Annotated in this window: 13 protein-coding genes; 9 read left to right on the forward strand and 4 right to left on the reverse strand. The window is 59.5% G+C overall.

Features of this window, described 5'->3' with window-relative positions; genetic code table 11:
• The first annotated feature begins 197 nt into the window (after nt 1–197).
• From IVB50_RS35010 to IVB50_RS35020, 3 genes are read left to right on the forward strand one after another with little or no spacing between them, the layout of a single operon-like run.
• Nucleotides 198–1259, forward strand: coding sequence for a Gfo/Idh/MocA family oxidoreductase (locus tag IVB50_RS35010; protein ID WP_247299481.1), 1062 nt, complete (start codon nt 198–200; stop codon nt 1257–1259).
• A gap of 14 nt (nt 1260–1273) precedes the next feature.
• Nucleotides 1274–1726 (forward strand): acyltransferase, encoded by a 453-nt coding sequence (locus IVB50_RS35015; RefSeq protein WP_247299516.1) that lies wholly within the window; start codon nt 1274–1276, stop codon nt 1724–1726.
• A gap of 11 nt (nt 1727–1737) precedes the next feature.
• The gene (locus IVB50_RS35020; protein WP_247299483.1) at nt 1738–2835 is read left to right on the forward strand and encodes a DegT/DnrJ/EryC1/StrS family aminotransferase; all 1098 of its coding nucleotides are present in this window, start codon (nt 1738–1740) and stop codon (nt 2833–2835) included.
• On the opposite strand, the gene IVB50_RS35025 is transcribed toward IVB50_RS35020, so the two are convergent.
• The 3 genes from IVB50_RS35025 to IVB50_RS35035 form a co-directional block, all read right to left on the reverse strand.
• A complete protein-coding gene (locus tag IVB50_RS35025; RefSeq protein ID WP_247299485.1) occupies nt 2822–4042 on the reverse strand; it encodes a glycosyltransferase family 4 protein in 1221 nt (406 codons plus the stop codon). The genes IVB50_RS35020 and IVB50_RS35025 overlap by 14 nt on opposite strands.
• A 194-nt stretch (nt 4043–4236) precedes the next feature.
• The gene (locus IVB50_RS35030; RefSeq protein ID WP_247299487.1) at nt 4237–4470 is read right to left on the reverse strand and encodes a hypothetical protein; all 234 of its coding nucleotides are present in this window, start codon (nt 4468–4470) and stop codon (nt 4237–4239) included.
• Nucleotides 4471–4768: 298 nt separating this feature from the next.
• Nucleotides 4769–5440, reverse strand: coding sequence for a hypothetical protein (locus tag IVB50_RS35035; protein ID WP_247299489.1), 672 nt, complete (start codon nt 5438–5440; stop codon nt 4769–4771).
• Between the two features lie 876 nt (nt 5441–6316).
• On the opposite strand from IVB50_RS35035, the gene IVB50_RS35040 reads away from it, so the two are divergent.
• The 4 genes from IVB50_RS35040 to IVB50_RS35055 all read left to right on the forward strand — a co-directional run bounded on the left by IVB50_RS35040 (nt 6317) and on the right by IVB50_RS35055 (nt 9583).
• Nucleotides 6317–7555, forward strand: a complete 1239-nt coding sequence (locus IVB50_RS35040) for a class I SAM-dependent methyltransferase (protein WP_247299491.1) — start codon at nt 6317–6319, stop codon at nt 7553–7555.
• 62 nt (nt 7556–7617) lie between these two features.
• Nucleotides 7618–8004 (forward strand): hypothetical protein, encoded by a 387-nt coding sequence (locus tag IVB50_RS35045; RefSeq protein ID WP_247299493.1) that lies wholly within the window; start codon nt 7618–7620, stop codon nt 8002–8004.
• The gene (locus IVB50_RS35050; protein WP_247299495.1) at nt 8004–9125 is read left to right on the forward strand and encodes a DegT/DnrJ/EryC1/StrS family aminotransferase; all 1122 of its coding nucleotides are present in this window, start codon (nt 8004–8006) and stop codon (nt 9123–9125) included. Before IVB50_RS35045 ends, IVB50_RS35050 begins: the two co-directional genes overlap by 1 nt.
• Nucleotides 9122–9583: a hypothetical protein gene (locus tag IVB50_RS35055; RefSeq protein ID WP_247299497.1), complete on the forward strand. Its 462-nt coding sequence runs from the start codon at nt 9122–9124 to the stop codon at nt 9581–9583. The genes IVB50_RS35050 and IVB50_RS35055 overlap by 4 nt, the downstream gene beginning before the upstream one ends.
• Nucleotides 9584–10441: 858 nt before the next feature.
• Here the strand turns inward: IVB50_RS35055 and IVB50_RS35060 are convergent.
• Nucleotides 10442–10672 (reverse strand): hypothetical protein, encoded by a 231-nt coding sequence (locus IVB50_RS35060; RefSeq protein WP_247299499.1) that lies wholly within the window; start codon nt 10670–10672, stop codon nt 10442–10444.
• 298 nt (nt 10673–10970) lie between these two features.
• On the opposite strand from IVB50_RS35060, the gene gmd reads away from it, so the two are divergent.
• Both gmd and IVB50_RS35070 read left to right on the forward strand, forming a co-directional pair.
• Nucleotides 10971–12056 (forward strand): GDP-mannose 4,6-dehydratase, encoded by a 1086-nt coding sequence (gene gmd, locus IVB50_RS35065; protein ID WP_247299501.1) that lies wholly within the window; start codon nt 10971–10973, stop codon nt 12054–12056.
• Entirely contained in the window at nt 12037–13005 is a 969-nt protein-coding gene (locus IVB50_RS35070) for a GDP-L-fucose synthase (protein WP_345956909.1), read from the forward strand. The genes gmd and IVB50_RS35070 overlap by 20 nt, the downstream gene beginning before the upstream one ends.
• The last annotated feature ends 561 nt before the right edge of the window (nt 13006–13566 follow it).

Raw genomic sequence — 13566 nt, forward strand, 5'->3', positions numbered from 1 at the left:
AGCGCCGCTGGACTGCTCGCATGTTCGCTGCCTGCCGGCAATGGCGCCAGGAGGGCGGCGGAAGTCCGTTTGCGCAAGGGGGCTGACAGCAACGAGATGCGCATTATTGGCTTGATTGATAACGGAATTTTCGAATATAGGCTTTGACTTCAGGGCGCACTAAGGGCGATACGGCAATCGGTCGCGAGGATAACTGAATGATCAGATTCGGCCTGCTAGGTTGCGGACGCATAGCAAAGCGTCACTCGGAGCTGTTGGGGAATGGCCAAATCGAGGACGCGCGCCTCGTTGCGGTCTGCGATGTGATCAGGGATCGCGCCGACGCAGTCGCCACGAAGTTTGCGGTACCGGCCTACGACGATTTGAACGAGTTTCTCGCGCGCACCGACATGGACGCCGTCGCAGTCTTGACGCCGAGCGGCATGCATCCCGAGCACGCCATTGCCTGCGCGCGCGCAGGCAAGCACGTCGTCGTCGAGAAGCCGATGGCGCTCCGGCTGCAGGACGCTGACGACATGATCCGCGCCTGCGACGAGGCCGGCGTGAAGCTGTTTGTCGTGAAGCAGAACCGTTTCAACGTTCCGGTCGTGAAGGCGCGTGAGGCGCTGGACGCTGGCAGGTTTGGCCGTCTCGTGCTCGGCACCGTGCGGGTGCGATGGTGCAGGGACCAAGCTTATTACGATCAAGACGCCTGGCGGGGCACCTGGGCCTATGACGGCGGCGTGCTTACGAATCAAGCGAGCCATCACATTGACATGCTGGAGTGGTTCTTCGGTGACGTGGTGAGCGTTCATGCCCGATCAACGACGGCCCTGGTCAAGGTCGAAACCGAAGATACTGCCGTGGCGACCCTGAAGTTTCGCAGCGGTGCGCTGGGGATTATCGAGGCGACCACAGCGGTTCGTCCCAGGGACCTCGAAGGTTCCCTTTCGATCCTTGGGGAGAAGGGCACTGTGGAGATCGCCGGCTTCGCGGTCAATCAGATCAGGCACTGGAATTTCGTTGATGCGCTGCCGAGCGACAAGGTCGTCGTTGAGAAGTTCTCGGTCAATCCGCCCAACGTCTACGGATTTGGCCATCAAGCCTATTATCAGCACGTCGTGGACTGCCTGTTGCATCAGCGTGCCGCGCTGGTCGACGGCTTGCAAGGTCGCAAGAGCCTCGAGCTGATTTCGGCCCTCTACGAATCGATCGAGACCGGGCAGGAGGTTGCTCTTCGCTTCGAGCCTCGGCGGAGCCGGCTCGGAGTGCCCTCGTGAGCGGCAAGCCGAAAATGCACCAGGTCGGTGTGCGCGACGTCAAATTCGGTCAGCGCGTCAAGGTCGTCGAGCCGTGCAATCTCTACGGCTGCGAGATCGCAGATGATTGCTTTGTCGGGCCCTTCACCGAGATCCAGGCCGGTGCCGTGATCGGCGCGCGGACGCGCGTGCAGTCGCACGCCTTCGTTTGCGAACTGGTGTGCATCGGGGAGGATTGCTTTGTCGGGCACGGCGTGATGTTCATCAACGATACGTTCTCGACTGGCGGGCCGGCACGGGGCCGCCGGGAATTGTGGCGTGCGACGCGGATCGGGAATCGGGTTTCGATCGGTTCAAACGCCACCGTCATGCCCGTAACCATCGCGGATGACGTCGTGATCGGGGCGGGTTCGGTCGTCACGAAAGACATCGCCAAGGCCGGGAGCTATGCCGGAAATCCCGCGCGTCTCCTCCAGGGCAAGAACTAGAGGTTGCTCGCATGCCGGTACCATACGCTGATCTCGGGCTCCAGTACCAGTTGATCAAGGATGAGATCGACGGCGCTATCGCTGCCGTCATTCGCGACAGCGCCTTCATTCGGGGGCCCTATGTCGACGCGTTCGAGAGGGATTTTGCAGCTGCGGCGAGCGTCAAGCACTGCGTCTCCTGTGCGAACGGCACCGATGCGCTCTACCTCGCGATGGCCGCGCTGAAGGTCAAGCCGGGTGATGAGGTCATCACGACCGCGCATTCCTGGATATCGACATCGGCGATGATCACGCATGCCGGTGCGCAAGTCGTGTTCTGCGACACCGACGGAGTGACCTTCACGATCGACCCTGCTGCGGTCGAGGCGGCGATTACCCCGCGCACTGTCGGCATCATTCCGGTGCATCTCTATGGTCAGCCGGCGGATATGGATGCGATCATGGCGATCGCGCGCAAGCACGGCCTCTGGGTCGTCGAGGACTGCGCCCAGGCGCATCTGGCGCGGTTCAAGGACCAGCCGGTTGGAACGTGGGGGGCGGCCGCGACCTATTCATTCTACCCGGGCAAGAATCTGGGCGCGTTTGGCGATGCCGGTGCGGTCGTCACCGGTGACGCAGCGCTCGCCGAGCACATGACCATGCTAGCCCGCCACGGCGGCCTCGTGAAGCACAAGCACCTGATCGAGGGCATCAACAGCCGGCTCGACGGAATGCAGGCTGCGATCCTGTCGGCCAAGCTGAAGCACCTGGAGGCCTGGACTAAGGCGCGCCAGGATGCTGCTGCGGTATATGATGCCGGTCTCAATCAACTCGATGGTGTGGAGGTGCCCCGTATCGCGCTCGATCGCACCCACGTCTATCATCTGTACACGATCAAGCATAAGAAGCGCGACGCTCTCGCAGCGTATCTGGCCGAGAACGGGGTACAGACAGCGATCAATTACCCGACAGCCCTGCCGCTGCTGCCAGCCTATTCGCGATTTGAGCATCGCCCCGATCAATTTCCGAGGGCGTTCGACGATCAGAATAAGATCTTGTCTTTGCCGATGTTTGCGGAGATCACGCGCGAGCAGCAGGACGAGGTCATCCGGCTCGTCAAGAGCTTCTAGCCTCGCCCTCGCGCAGGCGTCGCACGATTTCTCGGTAACGCAGCGTCGAGGCTTGCTCGCTGTATTTCAGCGCGGCGACCGCCGCCAGGCGGCCTCGTTCAAGCGTTGCCTCGCGATCGGACGAGGCCTCGGATATCGCCCGCGCGAGCCTAGCGGGGTCCTCCGGAGGCACGACCCAGCCGACGCCTTCCTCCATGACCGCAAGGCCGGCCTCCGAATTCGGTTCCGTCCCGACGATGACGGCCCGCCCGACGGCGAGAAAATTGTAGAGACGGCTGGGAATCGAGACGCCGGCGACATTGCGTCGGTAGGGTATGATCCAGGCGTCCGCCGTCGACAGGAACTCGACAAGTTCGTCCTCCGGCACTGGCTCCAAAAGGGTGACGTTTTCAAGCTTCTCGGAGGCGTGAAGAGCGTTCAGCTCACTCCATCCGATTCCCCATCCGGAGAGGACGAAGTGGATATCGCTTCTGTTTCGCAGCATCCGCGCGGCGTCGAAGACCGTACGGGGCGCATGCGTGAAGCCGAGATTGCCGCACAGGCCGACGATGAACTGCGCAGAGTAGGTCTTCCTGAAGCGGCCGTTGTCGTCCGGTTCGCGGAAGCCGATCGGCAATAGTGTCCAGTTCGGCACGAAATGGATCTTGTCGGCACTGATCCGCGGGTACCGCAACAGCAGAGGGGGCACGTCGCGCCCGATGACGAAGATCGCGTTCAACGACTTGAAGAGCCATGCATTGGCAAGGCGCAGGGTGCGTGCGACGAGAGAGGTAGGCCGGGCAATTCGAGCGACCACGAGCGCTTCGGGATAGAGGTCGTAGATCAGGAGTGCCGTCTTGGCGCCTCGCAGCCGTGCAGCAAGCGTGATCGTATATGGCAGCGTGAAAGGGCTTGTGACCGACATGACAATATCGCCCCGGCGAGCCCGCTTGTAGACCGCCCAGAACATTCGCATCGCCAACGCGGAGCTCGCGATGAGGCGCCTGCCAAGCGCATGCTTGGGCGGCTTCCGGTTGGTGATTTCAATGACAGCGGGCGTCCCGTCGCCGGCCGCCGGCGTCCTCGCCGAGCCGGGCGTTCCTGACAGAACGACCGTGTTCATGTCCAGGGCAATCGCATTGGCGATTGCCGCTAGATAGGTCGCCGTCGTGGTCGGATCGGGCGGGTAGAATTCAGTCGCCAGTAACAGCCGCGGGGACGCTGTCATGGGAGACGCCCCGTGGCCCGACTTTCGAGACCGGGGTTCACGATCAGGCTGGCGAGGCGAGCGGTGCCCAAGTCGGGCTGGCGACGACTCGGGGCTTAATGTACCCGAGCGGACCGAGAACCACCGCGCCGTGGCTCACCAGGTCGACCGACAATGGAACGTTCATCAGGATATCCAACAGCAGCCCTCAGGAGTTAGGACGAATTCGCCGGGCAGTCCCGCAGACGCGCGATTGCCCAGGCTAACCGCAGCCCGCAGTCCAGCGCAGTAAATGGCGCGAAAACCATGCCGACGGAAGCGATGCCCTCGGTCGCGAACAGAATGGTCGATATGATGATCGCGGCAGCCCATAAGCGACGGGTCTCGATTGTGGCGAGCGGCAACATCACGCGTAGTGCTCGATGACGAAAACCAAAATGCAGCAGCACGCGATGTGACCCAGGGCAAGAAACAGCAGTCGCGCCTGGTTGGAGAGGATCGGGCCTGAAACTAATGTGATCACCAGCCGTCTGCTCTTGCATCCTGGGTAGGGCGTCTGTGCCGAGTCGATGAGACGGTCTATTGCATGGACACGTCACTATCACAACCGATAGTACGATGTAGCAAAAACTGTTTCTTCGCGGCCTTTCCGGCTTGATAGCCAATATTTCGTCGCCAGCATGGCGATCTTGCTTCCAATTCTGCGCGCGAAGGGGATGCAATCGCATATTGCATCGTCGGCCAGGATCACCCACTCGGCCTTCGGCACGGAGAGTCTGAAGCCGGCCTTTTGCACGACGAAGGCGGGATAGCGTGTGATCGCTCCGGGATGGATGCAATCTGCGCTTTCGACAGAGCGAAAAACGGCAAGGCACGTTCCTTTTTGATCGGGTGCAGAAAGGATTGGCTTCCGGCTTGCCGAAAATGGCTGTGCCGATCGTATAGCCGGGCGCCCTCCAGGGCTCGATCGCCGCGAATTTGCCGCCCGCTCTGAGGATACGCGCCAACTACGGCATCGCGATTTCGATTCTCATGTGATAACGCAGCCGCCGACATAGCACACTTCGGCATGTTGATCGGCAAGAGGAATCTCCTCGCGGATGCCGACGAGGCAGCGCAAGGGAACTGGCGATTTCCAGCCACGAGCGCCTCACCGGGCGTGATCAATATCCCGTCCGCCGCGCTGGCCAGCAGAAGCAGAAGGCACCGTTCCACTGCCACCTGGACCACACTTTTCCCGGTGACGAGGCCGATGTGGCGGTAACAGTCGGTCTCGCTGGCCGCGTCGATGTTGTCGCAGGCCCACAGCGTGAACGGCTCGGGAAACCGGTGGCGCTGTTCGGGTGGAAGAGTGGCGATGCGGAACAGGTGCTGCATGCCGATCGAGTCGACGGATTTCGCCGAGCCACTGGCGCGCACCTGTTCGGCCTCTTGCGACCGATGGAGTTGTAGAACTCATCTCGGCGTACGCTTCCGGATATTGCGGCGCCGGGTGTCGCGGATCCACCATTGTCCGTGATGGCCTCAGGGCCGAGCAGAACCGGGACGCCGTTCTGCAACGGGTGCGCGATGCTCCTGTCCGCACTGAAGGCGGTTCGATCGTCCATGATGGTCAACGGCATCTTGATGACCGAGCAAGCGAGTCCCTCGATCTTCATGTCTGTGACCGGCGGTGCAACTTTCACGACCTTTATATACCCGGTCCCGCGCCGCACCCATTGCCGGCCAAGGCGCTGCAGCTTTGTCGAGTTCCCCGCTACAATGGGAGACCCATGCCGCAGCGCCAAGGAGCGCTATGCAGCAGAAACCTGACTGCCCGCGGAAGCCTTCGACGAGCGGCGCTGCGTAAGCTCGCGTCGGCCTTCGACGGCATCTGATCGGGACGACCCTGCTTCTGGTGAGGCTTTTCGGTGGCCAGTGATCCGCGATTCGCTAGGTGCAAACATTCGAAGTCGTTGGACTCTCGGGTGCAGGCAATCTCCTTGCCCGAATACCTCTCGCGACGGCACTGTCGGATTGACCTTTCCCGTGGAGGTGTCTAGTGGTCCAGGATAGGCTGAGAGGCGCCCTTCAGTTCAACTGGTTTGAGGTGAGGTCACCGCCGAGGAGTCTCGAACCCGGCAAGACCAGGACCTTGATTGAACACCCTCTACGCACGAGGATTTCCGACGATGATCATCGGCCCGGTTGGGCCGAAACCTCTCGATTTTTCTCGGAAATTGTGCTCTTAAGTTTGGTGTCTGTCCGGTCTGGGCGGACCGTGACCGTCTTCAACCCACAACAACGGACCATGCCATGTTCGTAGAGAAGTGTCGCGCGTGCGGCGAGGGCCCTCTTGCTCGTTTCCTCGATTTGGGAGAAATGCCGCCTGCCGACCAATTTCTGCACAAGCGCCAGTTGGGTGAGCACCGAGATTCGTATCCCCTTCAAGTGGCTGTTTGCCAGGATTGTGGCTTGGTCCAGCTGAACTATATCGTTCCTCCCGAAATCCTCTATTGCGATGACTATCCGTACGAGTCGTCGACGACCTCTGCGGGACGCCGGCATTGGGACGAGTTCGCGGGGACAGTGACGCGGATGCTCGGTCTTACCGCAAGTGACCTTGTGGTCGACATTGGCAGCAACGTGGGTGTCCTTCTGCAGATGTTCAAGAAACAGGGACCCAAGGTTCTCGGTGTTGACCCCGCCGCTAACATTGCGGAGATCGCCAATCGGGACGGGATAGAGACGCTTCCGGTCTTTTTCAACGCCGAGACAGCCCGCCAAATCGTCGCGAGCAAGGGGAAGGCATCGGTCGTAACAGGAACCAATGTGTTCGCACACGTTGGCGATCTTCATGACTTAATGCGCGCCGTCTCCACACTGCTCGCGGACAGCGGCACCTTCATCATCGAAGCCCCCTATTTTCTCGAACTGTTGCACAATCTTGAATACGACACGATTTATCACGAGCACGTTTCCTATCTGTCAGTGAAGCCGCTGGTCCGGTTCTTCAAACAGTTCAACATGGAAATTTTTGATGTGCAGCTTCGCGACATTCATGGCGGGTCGATCCGCTTGTTTGTGCGCCGGATAGGCAGCTCATCGCGTCCCGTCGCTGCAATTGTTGATCAAATGATCGGAAACGAAGAGCGAGAAAGGATTTACGAACTCGATACGCTTCACCAATTTTCACAGAATGTCGCCAACAACCGAGCCGCGCTCCGTGAATTGCTGACGAGTCTGAAAAAGGCCGGCAGTAGCATCGTCGCAGTGAGTGCTCCGGCAAAGGGCATGACGCTCCTGAACTATTGCTCCCTGGGTTCGGACTTTCTCGACTTCGTTACGGAAAAATCAAAATTGAAGATCGGTCGTTACACGCCCGGCGTGCGCCTCGAGGTCGTTTCGGACGATATGCTGCTGACGCGTCAGCCCGATTATGCGCTCCTCTTGGCATGGAATTTCGCAGAAGAAATCATGAACAACCTCAAGGAGTTTTCGAATCGGGGTGGTAAGTTCATCATTCCGATTCCGACGCCGAGGATTGTCGGGTAACATCCCTCCAGACGTACCGGACGGTTCCGGTATCTTGCCTATTTTGTGCACGGAGTCATGAGATGGACGTAACGAAACTTCCGATTGCGTTTAGCGATCATCGCGGGGAGATCATTGACGTGCTTCAGAAGGAGCACGTCGAATTCGTGACGATCATCCATAGCCGAAAGGACGCGGTTCGCGCCAACCACTATCATAAGGAAACCTATCAATACCTCTATGTGCTGTCGGGAAAGCTTCGCGCGGTGTCGCAAATGCCAGACCAGGAGGCGACAGAGGCGATCCTCGTCCCCAACGATCTGATCCTGAGCGTTCCCCATGAGCGGCACGCATTCGAGGCGCTGGAAGACACGACATTTCTCGTGTTGACGCGCGGCCCACGCGGCGGCGAGGATTACGAGAAAGATACTTACCGCCTTGATATCCCTCTGATCAAGCCGAGGTCATAGTGGACACCGCTCCGTTTATCCCGGTCTCCGAGCCTTTGATCGGGGACAACACGCATTCCCTCGTCGCTGAGTGTGTCGAAACCGGCTGGGTTTCGTCAGAGGGACGCTTCATTCCCGAATTCGAGCGCAAATGGTCCCAGTTCTGCGGTGCCGGGCAGGGCGTCGCTGTCAGTAATGGGACAACAGCGCTTCAGGTCGCAATGAAGGCGTTGAGCCTCGAGCCCGGCTCCGAGGTCATTATGCCCTCTTACACCATCATCTCCTGTGCGATCGCCGTGCTGGAGGCTGACTGCGTGCCGGTGCTGGTGGACTGCGATCCCGAAACCTGGTGTATGGATCTCGATCAGATGGAGGCGGCAATCACCCCGCGCACGCGGGCGATCATGCCGGTCCATATGTTCGGCCATCCCGTCGACATGCGTCGTGTCATGAAGGTCGCCGTCAAGCACGATTTGCGCGTCATCGAGGATGCCGCAGAGGCTCACGGCGCGGAAGTCGAGGGCCGTCGTGTAGGCAGCTTTGGCGACATGGCATGTTACAGTTTCTATGCGAACAAGATCGTCACGACCGGCGAAGGCGGTATGGTCGTCACCAGCAGCGACCACTATGCTGGCCGATTGCGCTCGCTCCGCAACCTCTGCTTCCGCCCGGAGCGGCGCTTTTACCATACCGAAATCGGGCACAACTATCGACTGACTAATGTGCAGGCGGCGATCGGCGTTGCACAGGTCGATCGCGTTGAAGATCACATTCGGCGCAAGCGCGATATGGCTAGCGCCTATCATGAACGGTTGTCGGGTCTGCAGCAGATTACGCTGCCGGCCGAACGGGAGTGGGCCAAGAACGTCTACTGGATGTATTGCCTGATCCTGGCCGATGATGTTCCCTTCGACGCGCTCGAATTCGCTAATCGCTTGCGTGCGAAAGGGATCGACACGCGTCCGCTATTCCTTGGCATGCATGAGCAGCCGGTTTTGCGCGAACGGGGACTGTTTGCCGGAAGTAGTTATCCGGTGACCGAGCGGCTTGCGCGGCGCGGCCTCTATGTTCCCTCGGGCCTTACCCTGACCGAAGCGCAGATCGATCGCGTCAGCGCCGCCGTTCGGGAAGTGCTTTCGTGACAGCAGTGTTCAACGCCTTCCCCGCGGCTGTGTATGACACGGTCTACGCGGGGAAGAACTACGTTGCCGAATGCGAAGCGATGGGAAGACGGATCGCCCGTTTCGGGCGTGGCGAGCTGCGCAGGATGCTGGACCTCGGATGCGGTATCGGAAGGCACGTCGTGATCTTTGCGGATCGCGCAGTAGCGACGGCGAGCGCGTCGTTCGATCCCTCGTCGGGTCGTCGTTTGCCCGACCACCAGTGCTGTGAACTATCGGTCAATGTGAGGCGTTCGAAAGGCTTATCACCTCATCGACGAGGCCGTGGAAACGCACCGCGTCAGGAATTTTTTCGATTGGGGCTAGACTTCCTGCTCCACGTAAGCGGATTTCGACCGACGGCGCTGACAGGCTTTCCAGATGTCGACGCATCCAGCGGGAGCGAATGGGCCACCGCCATGGTCGCAACGGCGGTCTAATCTCCGGTTAGTTCGCTCGCTAATGAAATTTGCCGGGCTGGCTGCTAATGGCTTCTCAAAATAGGCGCCGTCCTGGTCGGTCACGGCGGTAATGAGAGCGATCCCTTTGGTCATGAAAAGCCGTGATACTATTCATTCGGAGTGTCCGTCGGATGTGAGGTATTGCACCCAATGCCCCGATATGACCTTCCCGGAAGCCGAATGAGTTGCCATTCAAGCTCCGCGCCTGCAGAGGCGCAACCGTGCAGTCAGGTCCTAGACACTTGTCCTTTGGCCCGAGGCTATCGAATTCGCAAGAGGAAAACACAGCCCCGCCGCCCCACGTCAAAACCTGCGGCCTGACGCGTATTCTGGCCGAACGGATCTGCGACGACCGCAGGCCATACCAAAAGTCAGAGATGAACAATCGGTTAATCTGTCAGAAGCGATGTTGGAACGTGCGCGCGAACGCGCCAAGCAGCAAGGGCCGGTATCCAATCGGAGTTTCTATCCGGAGATGTCAGGAGTTTTGTGGGACCGCAGCCGTTCGATGTGGCCCTGATGAATTTCCACGTCATCGGCTACATGACCAGCAATGACGATGTCTTGAAGGGCTTTGACGCCACGGGCCCCAAAACGATACATTGCCGCCAAGGAACAATTCCCGCCAGTCTTCGGCCACCCTTGCGCATCAAGAGGCGGCGTCGCCGCACTTTATCCGCTAATTGGGCATATAAAGCTATGTTTACGGTTACGTGGCCAATCGGTCCACTAACCTGTAACCACGTGGCGGTCTTCGGGTCTATCTTTGGCTGAAGCCTTGTCACGAGTTTGGCTGACCATCTTGTGATGAGCTCTCACGCTGAGTTAGCAACGCTTTCAGCCAATTTCCTTTATTTCGAAAAGCCGAACGCACTCTAACTGCTTCCCATGCTGGACCAAATATTCCTTTGCAGCCGCGAGAAGATTACTCACAGCAAGAAGATCGTGGCCCTCAGCATCAGCGGTAAGCACCAAATAAGTCTCAACAACCAAAACGTTTTTTATGCCGTCTGGTGTCAGCTCTTTGGCCTCCCAAGCTGTGCTGGCGTACGGATGATTAAAGCCCATCAGCAATATCCAATATCTTAGGCAAATACCGTGCAGGAACGAGCGGTCAGCCGGAACGATTGAGTGGGCGTCAGCCGCTTTGAAGGAATTATCTGGCCGCACGCCAGAGTCAAGTACCCGCGCTTGGGGAGACCGATAAGAGGCGCGGTGCCCTGTCCAATTGGCTCGCCCGCTTCACAAGCAGCATGCAATTCATTGATAATGCTGCCTAATTTACTTGCGCTGAGCGATGACCGGAAGTAAGAACCACAGGGATGATGCGAAAGGTGCTATCCACAAATCACCATCCGGTTAGATCATGAAGGCCATAAATACTCAACAGCGAGTCGCTCTCATCACCGGCGTGACCGGCCAGGACGGCGCCTATCTCGCCGAATATCTGCTGTCGCTCGGCTATGTGGTGCACGGCATCAAGCGGCGCTCGTCCTCGTTCAACACCGCGCGGGTCGATCATCTCTACCAGGACCCGCATGTCGGCAACGTGCCGTTCCTAATGCATTACGGCGACATGACGGACTCGACCAATCTGATCCGCCTGATGCAGCAGATCCGGCCGACCGAGATCTATAATCTCGCCGCCCAGAGCCACGTCGCTGTCAGCTTCGAAAGCCCGGAATATACCGCCAATGCCGACGGTATCGGCGTCCTGCGCCTGCTGGAAGCGGTCCGCATCCTCGGCATGGAGAAGGAGACGCGGTTCTACCAGGCCTCGACCTCGGAGCTTTACGGCCTCGTCCAGGAGATCCCGCAGAAGGAGACTACGCCGTTCTACCCGCGCTCGCCTTACGGCGTGGCGAAGCTCTACGGCTACTGGATCACGGTGAACTATCGCGAGGCCTATGGCATGTTCGCGAGCAACGGCATCCTGTTCAACCACGAGAGCCCGATCCGCGGCGAGACCTTCGTCACCCGCAAAATCACGCGCGGCGTCGCCCGCATCGAGGTGGGACTTGAAGAGACGCTTTATCTCGGCAATCTCGCCGCCAAGCGCGACTGGGGCCATGCACGCGACTATGTCGAGGGCATGCACAAGATCCTGCAGGCCGACAAGCCCGACGATTTCGTGCTCGCCACCGGCGAGATGCACTCGGTGCGCGAGATGGTCGAGCTGTCGTTCGCGCAAGTCGGGCGCCACATAGAGTGGCGCGGCGAGGGCATCGACGAGACCGGCGTCGATGTCAAGACCGGCAAGACGGTCGTGAAGATCGATCCGACCTATTTCCGTCCCACCGAGGTCGATCTCCTCGTCGGTGACGCCAGCAAGGCGCGCGAGGTGCTTGGCTGGACGCCGAAGCGGAGCTTTGTAGAGCTCGTCGCGGAGATGATGGCGAGCGATCTGGGGGACGCAAAACGGGACGTGGCGAGTGGCAAACGCACCGTTTGAGCTGACCGGCAAGAGCGTCTACGTCGCAGGCCATCGTGGCATGGTTGGAAGCGCGCTTGCGCGCCGGCTCGAACGGGAGGACGTCGAGCTCGTCACCGTGGACCGGCGCGAGGTCGATCTCTGCAACCAGGCCCAAGTGTTCGACTGGTTCACGCGCGTGCGGCCGCAGGTGATCTTCCTCGCCGCCGCGAAGGTCGGCGGCATCGTCGCCAACAACACACTGCGGGCAGAATTCATCTACGACAACATCGCGATCGCGACCAACGTGATCCAGGCCGCGCATTTGAACGGCGCGGAGAAGCTGATGTTTCTGGGCTCGTCCTGCATCTATCCGAAAATGGCGCCGCAGCCGCTGCGAGAAGATTCGGTCCTAACGGGCCCGCTGGAGCAAACCAACGAGCCCTATGCGATTGCTAAGATCGCCGGAATCAAGATGACCGAGGCCTATCGCAGCCAGTATGGTAGCGACTTCATCAGCGTGATGCCGACCAATCTCTACGGCCCCGGCGACAATTATCATCCCGAGCTGAGCCATGTCGTCGCGGCCCTGATCCGCCGCTTCCACGAGGCGAAGGTTTCTGGAGCGAAGAACGTCGTCGTGTGGGGCACCGGGACGCCGCGGCGCGAGTTCCTTTATGTAGATGACATGGCGGATGCCTGCGTACACCTCATGAAGACTTACTCGAGTGCGGATCTGGTCAACATCGGCACCGGCGAGGACATCACCATCGCCGAATTCGCGCGCCTCGTTACCGAAATCGTCGGTTACAGCGGCGAGATCAGTTTCGACAGCTCGCGGCCCGACGGCACGCCGCGCAAGCTGCTTGACGTCTGCCGTCTCGCAAAGCTCGGCTGGCGCGCGACGACTTCGCTCGAGGACGGCTTGAAGCGTGCGTACGACGATTTCTTGAGCAGCGGCCGGAGCGCCCACTGCCGTTTAGGGGAATAGGGCGTCATGAGCAGATAGAGTTCCGAAGATTGGAAAAGTTGCTTGGAGCAGGCCAAAACCGCATTCAAGGGATCTTGAGAGAGGCGCGCTTCTGAAAGTAGCCGATGATTGGAAGCAAGCAGCTGAGGCCGTTGCCGCCGGATTAGCGATGGGCGACCGATAGCAAACAATTGGATGAGCTAGTCGGCGCGGGAGATGCGAGTCTCCAGATCTTCTGATGAAGCTAGTGCGCCTAGGATGAAGCTAGATGTCTAGAGAGATTATCCATTCCAACGATGCGTTTCCGGCCAAGGAACATTGGTGAGTTAATTGCCCTTTTCGTACGGGCTGTTGTGCTGACTGTAGTCGGTCTATTGGTACGTTCCGTGGTGACTTGGCTGAAGCACTACCGTCGTGGGCTCGTTGTAATCAGACATCCATGCCGCTCCGTTGCTGACACGAGCGTTCGTAGGCGGTAGGCTAGGAGCTATCGCCGAAAGTTGGTGACGGCGAGAATCGGAAAGGCGGCATATCGTGGGGGTGCTTGACGCCTCCACTTCTCCACCGAAGGAGCGATATGCC

This window comes from Bradyrhizobium sp. 87 (assembly GCF_023073015.1).
Lineage (GTDB): Bacteria > Pseudomonadota > Alphaproteobacteria > Rhizobiales > Xanthobacteraceae > Bradyrhizobium > Bradyrhizobium canariense_D.